This is a genomic window from Rhodopseudomonas rhenobacensis (assembly GCF_014203125.1).
GTDB lineage: Bacteria > Pseudomonadota > Alphaproteobacteria > Rhizobiales > Xanthobacteraceae > Rhodopseudomonas_A > Rhodopseudomonas_A rhenobacensis.
The window spans coordinates 48530-63601 of record NZ_JACHIH010000010.1 but is presented as its reverse complement, the minus strand read 5'-3'; the positions used below and the strand labels follow the sequence as shown (position 1 = coordinate 63601).

At 67.0% G+C, this 15072-nt stretch carries 9 protein-coding genes; all 9 read right to left on the bottom strand.

Annotation, left to right across the window (positions count from 1 at the left end):
- Positions 1 to 211: 211 nt before the first annotated feature.
- Complete coding sequence (locus HNR60_RS10165; protein ID WP_184257009.1) at positions 212 to 2005, bottom strand: nickel-dependent hydrogenase large subunit; 1794 nt, start codon at positions 2003 to 2005, stop codon at positions 212 to 214.
- Positions 2006 to 2022: 17 nt separating this feature from the next.
- A complete protein-coding gene (locus tag HNR60_RS10160) occupies positions 2023 to 3147 on the bottom strand; it encodes a hydrogenase small subunit (protein ID WP_184257007.1) in 1125 nt (374 codons plus the stop codon).
- A gap of 409 nt (positions 3148 to 3556) precedes the next feature.
- Entirely contained in the window at positions 3557 to 4999 is a 1443-nt protein-coding gene (locus tag HNR60_RS10155) for a nickel-dependent hydrogenase large subunit (protein WP_184257005.1), read from the bottom strand.
- Entirely contained in the window at positions 4999 to 6000 is a 1002-nt protein-coding gene (locus tag HNR60_RS10150) for an NADH-quinone oxidoreductase subunit B family protein (RefSeq protein ID WP_184257003.1), read from the bottom strand. Before HNR60_RS10150 ends, HNR60_RS10155 begins: the two co-directional genes overlap by 1 nt.
- A 133-nt stretch (positions 6001 to 6133) precedes the next feature.
- Positions 6134 to 7390, bottom strand: coding sequence for an aminopeptidase (locus HNR60_RS10145; RefSeq protein ID WP_184257001.1), 1257 nt, complete (start codon positions 7388 to 7390; stop codon positions 6134 to 6136).
- A gap of 116 nt (positions 7391 to 7506) precedes the next feature.
- Positions 7507 to 9615: a 4-alpha-glucanotransferase gene (gene malQ, locus HNR60_RS10140; RefSeq protein WP_184256999.1), complete on the bottom strand. Its 2109-nt coding sequence runs from the start codon at positions 9613 to 9615 to the stop codon at positions 7507 to 7509.
- A gap of 295 nt (positions 9616 to 9910) precedes the next feature.
- Positions 9911 to 11623: a dihydroxy-acid dehydratase gene (locus HNR60_RS10135; protein ID WP_184256997.1), complete on the bottom strand. Its 1713-nt coding sequence runs from the start codon at positions 11621 to 11623 to the stop codon at positions 9911 to 9913.
- A gap of 13 nt (positions 11624 to 11636) precedes the next feature.
- A complete protein-coding gene (locus tag HNR60_RS10130; RefSeq protein WP_184256995.1) occupies positions 11637 to 13082 on the bottom strand; it encodes an NAD-dependent succinate-semialdehyde dehydrogenase in 1446 nt (481 codons plus the stop codon).
- 22 nt (positions 13083 to 13104) lie between these two features.
- Positions 13105 to 15057: a thiamine pyrophosphate-dependent enzyme gene (locus HNR60_RS10125; protein WP_184256993.1), complete on the bottom strand. Its 1953-nt coding sequence runs from the start codon at positions 15055 to 15057 to the stop codon at positions 13105 to 13107.
- Positions 15058 to 15072 lie beyond the last annotated feature (15 nt).

Genomic DNA, 15072 nt, shown 5'->3' with positions numbered 1-15072 from the left:
GGGGGGTGGGGGGGGGTGGCGCGCCAACACGGGGGGGGGGGGCCGGGGGGGCCCCCCCCCGCCGCGTTTCGATGAAGCGCCCCCTCACCCGACCCGGCTTCGCTGGCGCTCCGCCGGGTCGACCTCTCCCCGCAAGCGGGGAGAGGTGAAGGCCGTGCTCGCAATGAGCACCCAGGCGCAACTAGCCGCATCGGTTTCCTCCCATGCGCGATCAGCGCACCGTCACCCGGCTCATCTCCTGACCGTCCTCGCTCAACACGTGGGTCGAGCAGGCCAGGCAGGGGTCGAACGAATGCAGCGTGCGCAGGATTTCCAGCGGCTGGTTCGGATCGGCCATCGGGGTTTCGAGCAAACTCGCCTCGAACGCGCCGATGCCGCCCTTGGGATCGCGCGGGCTGCCGTTCCAGGTGGTCGGCACCACCGCCTGGTAGTTGTCGATCTTGCCGTCCTTGATCTTGATCCAGTGGCCGAGCGCGCCGCGCGGCGCCTCGGTGAAGCCGACGCCCTTGACCTCCTTCGGCCAGGTCTCCGGGCTCCACTTCTCGACATTGGCGGTGGCGCTGTCGCCGGCCTTCAGCGACGCCATCAGCTTGTTCTGGAAGTAGCGCAGCTGATGCGCCGCCCATTGCGCCTCCAGCGCGCGCGCCGCGGTGCGGCCGAGCGTGGAGAACAGCGCGGTCACCGGCAGGCCGAGGTCCTTGAGGAGCTTTTCGGTCGGCTCCTTGAACTCCGGCTTGTTCTGCGCGTAGCCGATGATGTAGCGCGCCAACGGACCGACCTCGACGGCGTTGCCTTTCCAGCGCGGCGACTTGATCCAGGAGTATTTCGCCTCCTCGTCGACCGCCTCGATCCGGGTCTTGGTGCCCTTCGACTTCGGCCCCAGCTCATAATGCGGAACGGTGACGCCGTCCCACGGATGCAGGCCCTTGGTCTCATCGGGATATTTGTACCAGGAGTGGGTGACGAACTCCTGCACCTGCGACGGATCGGCAAGATCGACCGGCAGCACCTCGTTGAGATTGCCGTTGAGGATCACGCCGCGCGGCATTTTCAGCGACGCCGCCGAATAGTCGTTGGCGTATTCCGGAATATCGCCGTAGCTCATCACCGAGGTCGAGGACAGCCCGCCGCCAAAAGTCCAGTCCTTGTAGAACGAGGCGATCGCCTGCAAGTCCGGCAGATAGACCTGCTCGGTGAAGGTCACCATCTGGTCGATGATCGACGACACCAGGTTGAGCCGCTCCATGTTGACGGCACCGACCGCGCCGACGCCGTCGACATTGATGGCGCAGGGCACGCCGCCGACCAGCCAGTTCGGATGCGGGTTCTTGCCGCCATAGATGGTGTGGATCTTCACCATGTCCTTCTGGAAGTCGAGCGCTTCCAGATAATGCGCCACCGCCATCAGATTGGCTTCCGGCGGCAGCTTGTAGGCCGGATGGCCCCAATAGCCGTTCTTGAACGGACCGAGCTGACCCGACTCGACGAACTTCTTCAGCCGGGTCTGCAGGTCCTTGAAGTAGCCCGGGCTCGACAGCGGCCAGTTGGAGATCGACTGCGCCAGCGTCGAGGTCGCCTTCGGATCGGCGGAGAGCGCCGAGACGATGTCGACCCAGTCCAGCGCGTGCAGGTGATAGAAATGCACGATGTGATCGTGCACCTGCAGCGTCAGCTGCATGATGTTGCGGATGGTGTTGGCGTTCTCCGGGATCTTGATGTCGAGCGCGTTTTCCACCGCGCGCACCGAGGTCAGAGCGTGGGTGCCGGTGCAGACGCCGCAGATCCGTTCGGTGAAGGCCCAGGCGTCGCGCGGATCGCGGCCGCGCAAAATCACTTCGATGCCGCGCCACATCGTGCCGGTGGACACCGCGTTGCGGATCACGTTGTTGGCGTCGACGTTGACCTCGACGCGCAGATGTCCCTCGATCCGGGTCACCGGATCGACGACGACGCGGCGGCCGGCATTGTCGAGCGAAAAGCCATTCGGCGTGGTGATGTTGGTCATGATCTGCGCTTCCCCGCTCAGCCGGCCGATTTATCGTTGGGTTTGTTGCCGTTGCCGTTGCCGCCGTTGTCGTTGCGACGCTTGGCCATGCTGCGCACCGTCGTCACCGCGGCGTGCGCGGCGATCGCGGCGCCGACCACGCCGGCCACCGTGGCGCCGATCTTGTCGGCATTGGCCTCGACGCCGAACTGCTTGATGGTGGTCAGCCGGTCGTAGAACGAACCGTTGTCCCAGAAGCCGTCCTCGGTGCAGCCGATGCAGCCGTGGCCGGATTGGATCGGGAACGAGACGCCGCCGTTCCAGCGCACCGTCGAACAGGCGCTGTAGGTGGTCGGGCCCTTGCAGCCCATCTTGTACAGGCAGTAGCCTTTTCGCGCGGCGTCGTCGTCCCATTCCTCAACGAATTGGCCGGCGTCGAAATGCGGCCGGCGGTAGCATTTGTCGTGGATGCGCTGCGAGTAGAACATCTTCGGCCGGCCCTGGCGGTCGAGCTCGGGCAAGCGGCCGAAGGTGGTGATGTAGGTGACGACGCCGGTCATCACTTCGGCGATCGGCGGACAGCCCGGCACCTTGATGATCGGCTTGTTGCGGATCACCTTGTCGATCGGGGTGGCCTGGGTCGGGTTGGGCTTGGCGGCCTGCACGCAGCCCCAGGAGGCGCAGGCGCCCCAGGCGATCACCGCCATGGAGTCCTCGGCCATCTCCTTCAGCTTCTCGACGAACGGCCGGCCGCCGTCGATGCAGAACATGCCGTCTTCGTTGAGCGGCGGGTTGCCTTCCACCGCGAGGATGTACTGGCCTTTGTATTTCTCGCGGGTCTCCTGCAGGATCGCCTCGGCCTGATGGCCGGCCGCCGCCATGATGGTGTCGTCGTAATCCAGCGAGATCATCGACAGCACGGCGTCTTTGACCAAGGGATGCGCCGAGCGGATGAAGCTCTCGGAGCAGCAGGTGCATTCCAGCCCGTGCATCCAGATCACCGGCACCCGCGGCTTGGTCTCCAGCGCCTGCGCGATCTCGGTGGCGCCGATCGGTCCAAGCCCGAGGCTGGTCGCGGTCAGGCTGCAGAATTTGACGAAGCTGCGCCGGGTGATGCCCTGGCGGCGGATCACCTCATAGAATGTTTCTGTCCCTGCGCCCATGGCGGCTCCTCGGCGTTCCTTGATCCGCGATGCGTCCGTGCGCGCCGCGATTGAGGAGAAGGATCGCAAGAACCAGGCCAACTGCGGAGCAGCGTCGCACGCAGCCGCAAGTGCTTGAAAACAAGCCGATGTTTAGAATCGTTCGAACCGGGCAGACGACAGCGCGATGTCGCAATGGTGACAAGTGTGTTGCGCGGCTGGTAACCGAGTGACCGGAGCGCGGGCAGCGGCCGTTCAATTCAACACCCAGTCATTCCGGGGCGCGAGGCCGCAAGGCCGAGCGAACCCGGAATCTTGCGGCAAGGCGGAACGCGGAGCGAGATTCCGGGTTCGCGTGCAGCTAACGCTGCGCGCGCCCCGGAATGACGGCTTCGAAGGTCGAGCGCATCAAGGCATTTGCGATGTGCTTTTAGTGTGCGGTGCACACCATGCAGGGATCGAACGAGCGCACCACGTGCTGCACGGCGACCGACGCTGCACCCTCTTCGCCGACCGGGGTGCCGACCAGCGCCTGCTCTAAGGGACCAGCAATGCCGTTGGCATCGCGCGGCGAGAAATTCCAGGTGGTCGGCGCGATGATCTGATAGCGGCGGATGCGGTCGCCCGAGAGTTCGATCCAGTGGCCGAGGCTGCCGCGTGCGGCCTCCACAAGACCAATGCCGGCGCCCTCGCCCACCCGCGCGGCGGGATCGAGAAACGGCGCGTCGAGTGCGATCTGCCGCGCCCAGCGCTGCATCGCCAAAGCCAACCCCGCCGTTTCCATTAGCCGCGCGATCACCCGGGTTCTGACGTTGGGGCCATGGCGCCGCAACAGATCGCGGATCAGCGCATCGCCGTCGACCGCCTGACGCGCCAATGCGCCGACCTCGATCGGCCGGCCGTCGAGCCGCGGCGCCTTGCACCAACTATAGCCGCCCGGCCGATCGGCGTCGGGCAGCGTCTGCGCCAAAGCCGGCTCAGCCGCGGTGTCGCGCATCCAGGCGTGCGAGACGTCCTCGGTGATGGCGTCGATGTCCAGCGCGCGCCACCGCGATGTGGCGGGATCATACAGCCCGGCGGCGAACAGCGGCGCATCAACACCTTGATAGGCGCCGAAGCTCATCAGCGGCGCCGCGCCGCGGCCGAGCTTGTCGAGCGCAAGATCGTCGGCGATCGCGAGAAATCTTGCGAAATCGCCGCCCCGGCCATCGCGCCAACTCTCCAACGCCGCGCCGCTATCCAGCGCCAGCACCGCCTCGAGATCGTCGTAGAACACGGTCGTTTCCAAAAAACTGCGGAAGTTGGCGATGATCGACAACAGCCGCACCCGCTCGCCGAGCCCGATCGCCCGGGTCGTGCCGCCCGGCTGAAACGCCAGACTGTGCGGCCATTTGCCGGCGACGAGGCCCATGATCTCCAGCAGCCGCGCCCGCGCCGGCAGCACTTCTCGCGCGGCGGTGCCGCGCGTGGCGGCGAAACGCTCGGCCACCGCGGCGTGCCAGGGCCGGCCTGCGTAGCTGGCGCGGGCGAAGTCCGGCATGAAGAACACGTAGAAATGCGTCAGGTGATCGGCGGCGTTTTCCGCGGCGTGGGCGATGTTGGCGGCGTGTAGGCCGTTCGGCGCCGGGTGCAAGCCGTCCACTGCGCGCAGCGCCGCCACCGCGGCCATCGACTGCGACACCGAGCAGATGCCGCAGATCCGCGGCGCCAGCGTCAACGCATCGAGCGAGGGCCGGCCTTCGAGAATCTGCTCGAAGCCGCGATACAACGGCGCGGTGACTTCGGCTGACACCACCACGCCGTCGTCGATGTCGAGCCGGACTTCGAGATCGCCCTCGACGCGGTTGAACGGGCCGACCGTGATCCGCCGCATCACTTGCGCCGCTGCCCGGACGGCGTCGGCGGCACCACCACGTGATCGGCATTGGCGTTGGCGCGCACCCGCTTCGGCGTTGCCGATTTCGACAGCGCCGCCAGCGCCACGAACCAGGCTTTCGGCATGTCGAGCGGCAAGCCGACCGGAATGCCGGCGACTTTCGCGGTGGTCATGTAGTTGCTGGCGGCTTCGAAGCCCGGCGAGGTACAGGCGATGCAGGGATAGCCGCCCTGGGTGCAGGAGCCGCCGCCGTTCCAGGCGCGCTGATTGCAATCGCCGACCGCCTGCGTCGCCTTGCAGCCGAGATGCTCCATCAGGCAGCCGCGCTGCGACATCGCCTCGGCGCTGGCCTTGAATTCGTAGAACTCGTTGCGGGCGCAGCCGTGATGCGCCAGATGCTCGGCGAAAAACTTCGGCCGCGCGAAACTGTCGAGCGCGCTATCGGAAAAATCGCCGAGCGCCAGCGCGGCCAGCGTCTCGGCGATCCAGCCGGGATGCGGCGCGCAGCCGGCGATATTGATCACCGGCAGGCCGGCCTTGGAGCGAAACGCCGCGCCGAGCACGCCGCCCGGCTCGGTGCCGAGAAACTGCAAGCCGGAGGCATCGGTCGGATTGTGCCCGGCCGCCGGCACGCCGCCATAGGCCGAGCAACTGCCGACCGCGACCACATAGTCGGCGCGCGGCGCCAGTTCGCCGATCCAGGACGCCATCGAGCGCCCGGTGCCGCCCAGCATGTTGAACCGGCCGCTGCCGTTCGGCCCGCGCAGCACCGCGCCCTCGACCACAAGTATTGACAACGCCGTGCGCTCGGCCGCGACGTCGGCGAGGAGGTCGGTCACTTCGTCGGCGGTGGCCTCGCTGACCGAGGGGTGCCACAACAGGTTGATGCCGAACGATGCCAGCTCGGCGAACCAGCCGGCGCGGCCCTGCTCGAGAATCGCCATGGTGCAGCCGCCGCAGCCCGCGGCCTGCAGCCATAACAGGTTGATCGGTCCCATCGCGCTCCCTGGCCGGTCACTGTGCCGGATCTTGGCGGCAAGGCCTGCCGCCGTCCCTGGCCCATTTGTCGCCGATTTTTTGCGACCGCGCCACGGGGGAAATCGGCGACGCCGGCTCCGCGAGGTTTGTTCCTTAGGCCCATTCTCCCTTGCGGAACACCGGCACGCGGCGGCCGTCGGCCGCGATGCCGTCGACGTCGGTCTCGGCCGAGCCGATCATCCAGTCGATATGGATCAGGCTCTTGTTGCCGCCCTGATCGGCGATCTGCTCAGGCGTCAGACGGTCGCCGCCGAGGAAGCATTTCGAGTAGCATTGGCCGAGCGCGATGTGGCTGGCGGCATTCTCGTCGAACAGCGTGTTGAAGAACAACAGGCCGCTGTGCGAGATCGGCGACGAATGCGGCACCAGCGCGACCTCGCCAAGCCGGCGCGCGCCCTCGTCGGTGTCGAGCACCTTGTTGAGCACCTGTTCGCCGCGGCTCGCCTTGGCGGCGACGATGCAGCCATCCTTGAATTCCACGGCGATGTCGTCGATCAGCGAGCCCTGATAGGACAGCGGCTTGGAGGAGACCACCCGCCCCTCGACGCGGCGGGCATGTGGCGTGGTGAACACCTCTTCGGTCGGGATATTGGCGTTGCAGGTGATGCCGTTCTTGGCGGTGGACTCGCCGCCCTGCCATTCATGGCCATCGGCGAGACCAATCGTCAGATCAGTGCCCGGCCCGGAATAGTGCAAGGCCGCAAAGCGCTGGCCATTGAGCCAGGCGGTGCGCGCCCGCAGCTCGGCATTGTGAGCGGTCCAGGCCGCGACCGGATCGTCATTGTCGACGCGCGACGCCGCGAAGATCGCCTCGGCGAGTTTGCCGACGGCCACCTCCTCGGCGTCGTCGGGAAACACCAGCTTGGCCCAGGACGCGCTCGGATAGGCCAGGATATTCCAGTTGACGTCGAATCCGACGATCTTTTCCAGCGCCGGCTTGTAGGCGATCGAATTGGCTTTGCTGGCCCGCGACACCCGCGCCGGATCTTGCCCCGACAGCAGCATCGGATCGTCGCCGACGATGGCGAGCCGCGCGGTGTTTGCGCCGAACGCCTTCGCCATCCCCTCATAAAGCCAGCCGGCGGCGCGATCGAAGCTTTCGTCTTGCGCGAAGCGATAGCGCGCCAGCGTGATCGCGTCGTCCGACAGCATCGGGATCACCAGCCCGGCGCCGGCTCGATAGGCGTGCTCGGCGACCAGCCGGACCAGCGGCAGCGCCGCGGTCGGCGCGGTGACCAGCAGGTCCTGCCCGGCCTCGAGCCGCAGCCCGACCTTGATGGCGAGTTCTGCCAAGCGGTCCAGCTTCACCGGATCGATCGGGCTCGAGATGCCGCGCTGATGAATCGTCATGCGATCGCCTTTAACGTCGTGAGTGTCCCCTATCGTCGCCGGATCTTGCGGCTTTGTCGACCGCGGCGGCGGCATTTCGTGGCTGCATCGCGGTCATGTGTGCCAAGCCGCTCGGCTCAGGACGCCCGCTTGCCGTGCCCGCTCGGCCGCCGCTCGGCGGCCACGATCTCGAGCAGCCGCCATGCCGGATGATCCTCGGTGAGGCTGTCGATCGAATGGGCGTAGCGCCGCCGCCAGTTCGGATGCTCGTGCGAGGTCGCGGGGACGTTGACGGGATCGTGCTCGTCGAGCAGATCGTCGAGCTGCGTCACCGCCAGCACCGACGCGGTGCGGCCGAGAAACCGATGCACCGCCTCGGAAAACGCCGCGGCGGAGATCGGCTCGACGTCCTCCAAATCCAGCATCCGCAGCACCTTCAGCCGCTGCGCGTCGCGCCGCACGCCCTGCGAGAGCGTCTCCTCCGGGGTCGGATAGAGTCCCAGCCGATGCTTCAGATCGATATCGGTGCCGGCCAGCCAACTGCGCAGCGTCGGCAGATCATGACTGCCGGCGACCGCCACCGCGAGCCGCGGATAGAGCTCCGGGGGAAAGAACTCGCCGAGCTCGTCGTGCTCGAAGAACAGCACCCGATAGGACAGGATGTTGGCCTCCGCCATGCGCTCGCGGAAGCCGGGCGGCACCGTGCCGAGATCCTCGCCGACCACCAGGCACTGATGCCGGTGGCTCTCCAGCGCGAGAATCCCGATCAGATCGTCCAACGGATAGCTGATATAGGCGCCCTGCGATGCCGGCAGGCCTTCGGGAATGCAATACAGCCGCTGCAGCCCCATCACGTGATCGATCCGCAAGCCGCCAGCGTGGCGCATGTTGGACTGCACCAGATCGACGAACGGCCGGTAGCCCTGCCGCATCAAGGCGATCGGATTGAACGGCGGCAGGCCCCAGTTCTGCCCGGCCGGATTGAAAATATCCGGCGGCGCGCCGACCTGGGTCTGCGCCATGAAATCCGTCGGGCTCGCCCAGGTCTCCGAGCCGGTGCGATCGCAGCCGACCGCGAGATCGCGATACAGCCCGATCCGCATGCCGGCGCGCATCGCGGCGTCCTTCGCCGCAGCGAGCTGCTGATCGGCGATCCACTGCAGCCAGTTGTAGAAGTCGACGTTGTCTCGATGATCGTGGGCGAACTGCATCAGCTCGGGCGAATCCGGACGACGAAAGGCATCGGGCCAGCGCTGCCACTCGCCGAGCGCCGGATCGGTCGCGGTGAAGTGATCGCGCAGCGCCTGAAACAGCGAGGTGTTGTGCAGGCTTTCGCCGGCCTCTTTGACGAAGCCGTCGAATTCGCTTCCGCGCGCTTGATCGGCGTGGGCGTGAAAATCGGCATGGACCAGCCGCAAGGCTTCGAGCTTCAGCGCGTTGACCGCGCGGTAATCGACCTGGGCCGCGGCGCGGCAGCACGACAGGCGCTCGCTGAACGCCGGCTGCTCCAGCAGCGCGCGGGCGCGTGCCGAATGGCGGAATTCCGGGATCGCCGGCACGTCGATATAGAGAACGTTGAGAAAGCGGCGGCTCGCCGGCGAATACGGGCTGGCATGCTCCGGGTTGTCCGGAAACATCTGATGCAGCGGATTGAGGCCGAGCACGTCGCAGCCGTGGCTGGCGGAGAGCTTGGCGAACTGCGCCAGATCGCCGAAGTCGCCGATCCCCCAATTGCGCGCCGAGCGCAGCAGATAGAGCTGCAGCGAAATGCCGAACGAGCGGCCGCCGCGCGCGACGTTCTCCGGCAGCCAGCAACGGCCCGGCGTCACGATCAGCACGGTGTGCGCCTCCGGCGCCTCCAATGTCAGTTGATGATAGCCGTAGGGAATGTCGGATAACACCAACTGGCGGGGGGACCCGGGGCGGGCGCGGGTCGGTTCGGTTTCGCCGCGCCGCCGCTTGCCGTTTTCGAAGCGCACCTGCCAGGCGATCTTGCCCTGCGGAACGGCGTCGCTCAGCGTGATGGCAATTCGGCCGCGCTCGGCGCGGATCACCATCGCCGGCGGCAAGACCGCTGCGGCCTGCAACGCTTCGGCGACCTCGCCGCCGGGCCCCAGCATGCCCATGGCGTTCAACAGCCTCAGCAGCACGTCGTCCGCGACACCCACCGTGCCGCCGCGCGCATCGACATAGTCGGCGGCAATGCCGCAGTCGGCTGCAAGCCGCCTGATCTGTTGCGAATTCACTGGCTGCTCCCGGTCTCGTCCGCATCATCGGGGGTCTGCGGGAGCTGTCGGTCTGGCGGCCGACCATCGACCCGCGGATCGCGGGACTCCAGCTCCGGATGATGATGTCGGGTGAACACGCGGCGGGCGCTAGCGTTCCTTGTCGAGGAGCACCGGATGCAAGAATGCCGAGCATCTTCTGGTTCCCGGCCGATGCACGTGATCGGCTGCGGACCCATAAGCTGATGAGCGGTGGCGGCGCGGGCGCGATCGCGAGATCGAGCCCGACGCCTTCCACGTGATGGCCGGGGACGCGCTATTCCGCGGCGACGGGTTTCAGGAAGCGGAAGTCGCAGCCCTCGTCGGCGCCGAGAATCTGCTCGGCGTAGAGCCGCCCGTAACCGCGCTCGGGAACCGGCGGAACGACGCTGCCCTTCGCAGCGCGGCGCCGCTCGAGTTCAGCAGGCTCGACCAGCAGGTCGATACGCCGCTGCTTGACCGACAGCCGAATACGGTCGCCGTTGCGGACGAAGGCCAGCGGACCGCCCGAGGCGGAATCCGGCGTCACATGCAGGATGACGGTGCCGAACGCGGTGCCGCTCATCCGCGCATCGGACAGCCGCACCATGTCCTTGACGCCCTGCTGCGCGAGTTTCTTCGGGATCGGCAGATAGCCGGCCTCCGGCATGCAGGAGGCCGAGAACGGCCCGGCATTCTGCAACACCAGATAGTCGTTGGCTTGGACGTCGAGATCCGGATCGTCGATGCGCGCGGCGAGATCGGCGAGGGAATCGAACACCACGGCGCGCCCCTCGCCTTCGAACAACCGCTCGTCGGCGGCGGAGCGCTTGAGGATGGCGCCGCCGGGCGCCAGCGAGCCGAACAGCGCCACCAGACCGCCGACCGGCTCGATCGGCCGGTCGTAGGCCGCGATGATGCTGCGATCGACCCATTCCTCATCGGCGGCGAGCCGCTCGCCGAGCGTCTCGCCGGTCACCGTCAGGCAATCGAGATGCAGGTCGTTCTTCAATTCCCGCATCACCGCGCCGACGCCGCCGCCGGCGAAAAAGTCTTCCATGTAGTTGTCGCCGGTCGGCTTGAGATTCACCAGCACCGGCGTGGTGTCGGACAGCTCGTTGAGGCGATCGAGCGACATCGGCAGGCCGGCGCGGCCGGCGATGGCGGCGAGATGGATGATGGCGTTGGTGGAGCCGCCGATCGCCAGCAGCACCTGCAAGGCATTTTCCAATGACTTCGCGGTGATGATGTTGCCGGGCGTGCGGTTGCTGCCGATCATCTGCACCGCGGCGATGCCGCTGGCCTCCGCGGCGCGCAGCCGATCGGCATGGACCGCGGGAATCGCCGCGGTGCCGGGCAGCATCATGCCGAGCGCCTCGGCGAGACAGGCCATCGTCGAGGCCGTGCCCATCACCGCGCAGGTGCCGCTGGTGGTGGACAGCCGGCCCTCGATCTTGTCGATGGTCACCTTGTCGATTTCGGTCGCGCGATACTTGCTCCAGAACCGCCGGCAATCGGTGCAGGCGCCGAGCCGTTCGCCCTGATGGCGCCCGGTCATCATCGGACCGCCGACCAGTTGGATCGCCGGCCGGCCGGCGGACATCGCGCCCATCAACTGCGCCGGAACGGTCTTGTCGCAGCCGCCCATCAGCACCACCGAGTCCATCGGCTGGGCGCGGATCATCTCCTCGGTGTCCATCGCCATCAGATTGCGGAATCGCAGGCTGGTCGGGCTGAGGAACACCTCGCCGAGCGACACCGTGGGAAATTCCAACGGCAATCCGCCGGCCGCGATCACGCCGCGTTTCACCGCGTCGAGCAGTTCCGGAAAATGCCGATGGCAGTTGTTGAAGCCGGACGGCGTGTAGGCGATGCCGACGGTCGGCCGCGCCAGCATCTCGTTGGAATAGCCCATCGACCGGGCGAAGGATCTGCGCAAGTACAACGCGAAATCGCGGTCGCCGTAGTTCGTCAGCCCGTTGGCAAGGCCGTGCACGTCATCATTTTTCATGGGGGCTCAGTTCTCAGGTCAGACGGGTCTTGATGAATTTGGCTTCGAGATAGTCCTTGATGCCGAGGCTGCCGCCCTCGCGGCCCATGCCGCTTTCCTTGATGCCGCCGAACGGCGCATCGGCGGAGGCGATCGCCACTTCGTTGATGCCGACCATGCCGACTTCCAGCGCCTCCGCCGCCATCGTGGCGGTGCGAAGATCGCGCGAGAACACGTAGCCGGTCAAGCCGAACGGAGTTGCATTGGCGCGCGCCACCACGTCGTCGAAGTCGCGGAAGACCGCCAGCGGCGCGATCGGCGCGAACGGCTCCTCGATCATGATGGTGGCGTCGTCCGGCACATGGCCGAGCACGGTGGGTTCGAAGAAGAAGCCGCGATCGAGCCCGGCCGGCTGCTTGCCGCCGGTCAAGAGTTTCGCGCCGCGCTCCAGCGCGTCTTTCACGATACGCTTGCTATGCGCGAGCCCGCGGGCGTTGGCGAGCGGCCCGAAATCCGCGCCCGGCGCGTCGAACCGGCCGATCGTCAACTGCTGCGCGACCTCGGTGAACCGCTTGGCGAAGCGATCGTAGGCGGCTTCCTGCAGGTAGAACCGGCTCGGCGAGGCGCAGACCTGGCCGCAATTGCGGAATTTCGCCTTGGCGCAGGCCTCCGCGGCGGCCTCGATATCGGCATCGGCGAAGATCAGCACCGGCGCGTGGCCGCCGAGCTCCATGGTGGCCTTCTTGACGCCGTCGGCGCACAGGTGAAGCAACTGCTTGCCGACCGGAGTAGAGCCCGTGAGCGACACCTTGCGGACGATCGGCGAGCGGATCAATTGCTCGGCGATCCGCGCCGAGTTGCCGGTCACCATGTTGACCGCGCCGGGCGGCAGGCCGGCATCGTGGCAGGCCTTGACGATCGCCGCCGCGCAGCCGGGGGTTTCGCCCGCGGGCTTCAGGATCACCGAGCAGCCCGCCGCCAGGGCCGCCGCGATCTTACGCGCCGGCAGCAACGCTGGAAAATTCCACGCCGAAAACGCCGCGACCACGCCGACCGGCTGATAGATCACCGACATCCGCGTCGCCTCGTCGCGTCCCGGATAGATCTGTCCGAAAATCCGCTTGGCCTCTTCGGCGTACCACTCGAACTGCTCGGCGCAGGCGATCCATTCGCCGCGGGATTCGGCGAGCGGCTTGCCGGATTCCGTCGACATCACGATGCTTAACTCGTCGATGCGCTGGCGCAAGAGCTGCGACACGTTGCGCAGTTTCTCGCTGCGCTCCCACGGCTGCACCGCCTTCCACAGCTTGAAACCCGCCGCGGCGGACTGCAGCGCCTGCTCGATATCGTCGGAATTGGCGTCCGGGATGTGGCCGATCACGCCTTCGGTCGCCGGATCCAGAATCGGCTTCTTCTGCGTGCCGCTGCCCCAGCTCCAGCGTCCCTCGATGTAAAGCCCGAAATCGCGATCATGATACATGTCGATTACCCGCTGGTTGAATTCAAAGGTCTTGATGCAGCCATTCGTGCTGAACCGCCTCGCACCAATTGCCGACGTTCCATTCGCCCCAGGCGCCGAGCCCGCCGAGCGGATTTTCGCCGGCATAGACCGGAACGTGCAGCACGCTGAGGCCATCGTGGCCGTGCGCTTCTTCAAGCGCGCTCTTCAGCTCGGCCGCGGTCCAGCCGCCGTGGATCGCCTTGATGCCCGACACCGCCTGCGCCATCATCACATAGTCCACCGCGACGCGGTCGTTGGTGCGGAACTGCTCGCCATATTGCGCGAGCTGCAGGCTGGTGATCGCCGCCATGCGGCGATTGTCGAAGATCACCAGCATGCCGCGGACGCCGTGCTCGACGGCGTCGATCAGGATCTGCGGGTTCATCATGAACGAGCCGTCGCCGGTGAACGCGATCGCGTAACGCGGCTTCTCGGCCGCGGCCGCGGCGAGCAAGGCGCTCGCCGAAAACCCCATGTAGGAGGCGCCGGTCTCGGTGAAGGTGTCGCCGGTGCGGTCGTCCTCGACGACCTGGAAGCCGTTAGCTTGCACGTCGCCGGCGTCGAAATACTTCACCGCGTCGATCCGCCTCGCAAAATCCGCCACCACCTTGATCGCTGCCGGCTGGCCCAGCGCCGGCCGCTGCCACACCTCGTCGGCCAAGGGGCTCGCGTGAAAGCGGGTCTCGCGATAGGCGCGCCATTCCTGCTTCTTGGCGAGGCAGGCCTGCAGCCAGGCGTGCTTGCCGGCGTGATCGGCGGCCGCGGTGCGGGCCTCGAGACGATCCGCCAGCGCGTCGGCGATCACCGAAATGTCGCCGACCAGCGGCAGCGTGTGGTTGTAGTGCATCACGTCGTTGATATCGCCGTTGATATTGATGACGTTGGTGGCCGACTTGTAGCCGATGCCTGAGCAATCCGCCTGGCACACCGCGCGCGAGCCGACCATGATCACCAGCTCGGCATTCTCCATCGCGTAGTTGCCGCTGATCGAGCCCTTGGAGCCGCCGACATGCATGTTGCGCGGATCGGCGTCGGTCAGGACGCCGCTGGCGCCGGGCGACAGCACGACCACCGCGTTGGCCGCGTTGGCGAGCCGCCGGATCGCCCAATCGTGCCCGCGGGTGCCGCCGCCGGCCTTGATCATCACGCGGGCGTGGCTGGCGATCAGCTCGCTGGCGCGATCGAGCACCTCGGCCGAGGCGACCGTGGTGAGCGGAAACTCCGGCCGCTCCGGCAGCGCGGCGAGATTCAGCTCCACCATCTGCGGCTGGGTGTTGATCGGCAGCATCAGATAGAACGGCCCGGCCTTGTAGGGGTGAAACACCCGGCCGGCACCGCGACGCAGCGATTCCCGCAGCGCTTCCGGCGTATGCAGCGTATAGGCCTCGCCGATCTCCGCCATCATGCGACCGTACAGGCCCTGCTGCGGCTTCGGGATCTGCTGCATGTTGTAGCCTTCGCCAAACGTCGTCTCGTCGCCATAGACGTGATACACGCCGACGCCGTTGGACGCCGCCGCCAGCGACCCCGCCATCGCCTGCAGCGCGCCCGGCCCGATCGAGGTGATCACCGCCGGGGTCTCGCCGTAGGTCCAGCGCAACGCGGTCGCGGCGTGCGCCATCTCGACCTCGTTGCGGCAGTTGATGGTCTTGGTGACGCCCTCGTCATCGTAGATGCGCAGCACGTTGGCGATGTCGGTGGAGCCGTGGCCGAAGATCGCGAAGAACGTCGCGACGCCCTGCTTCAACAGACCGAGGATCAGCGCCTCCGACAGCGAGACGCGCAACTGGGTCGGCAGCGTGCCGTCCGCCAGAGCATGACCGAGTCCGCCGGCGGCGTGGATGGCGCGCGCGCGCGCCCGGATCTCGGCATCGCGGTCGTCACCCTTGCCGGGTTTCTTATCGATCTTGCCCAGCTCGCGGAGCGCGCCGCTGGCGACTGCCTGTTTGCTCATAGTGCCGTCCTCTGA

What these genes read in the sequence shown, in the direction of transcription:
- HNR60_RS10130 (WP_184256995.1), bottom strand. Translation starts at nt 13,082, where the DNA reads ATGTATCATGATCGCGATTTCGGGCTTTACATCGAGGGACGCTGGAGC.
- HNR60_RS10150 (WP_184257003.1), bottom strand. Translation starts at nt 6,000, where the DNA reads ATGGGACCGATCAACCTGTTATGGCTGCAGGCCGCGGGCTGCGGCGGC.
- HNR60_RS10135 (WP_184256997.1), bottom strand. Translation starts at nt 11,623, where the DNA reads ATGAAAAATGATGACGTGCACGGCCTTGCCAACGGGCTGACGAACTAC.
- HNR60_RS10145 (WP_184257001.1), bottom strand. Translation starts at nt 7,390, where the DNA reads ATGACGATTCATCAGCGCGGCATCTCGAGCCCGATCGATCCGGTGAAG.
- HNR60_RS10125 (WP_184256993.1), bottom strand. Translation starts at nt 15,057, where the DNA reads ATGAGCAAACAGGCAGTCGCCAGCGGCGCGCTCCGCGAGCTGGGCAAG.
- HNR60_RS10155 (WP_184257005.1), bottom strand. Translation starts at nt 4,999, where the DNA reads ATGCGGCGGATCACGGTCGGCCCGTTCAACCGCGTCGAGGGCGATCTC.
- HNR60_RS10160 (WP_184257007.1), bottom strand. Translation starts at nt 3,147, where the DNA reads ATGGGCGCAGGGACAGAAACATTCTATGAGGTGATCCGCCGCCAGGGC.
- HNR60_RS10165 (WP_184257009.1), bottom strand. Translation starts at nt 2,005, where the DNA reads ATGACCAACATCACCACGCCGAATGGCTTTTCGCTCGACAATGCCGGC.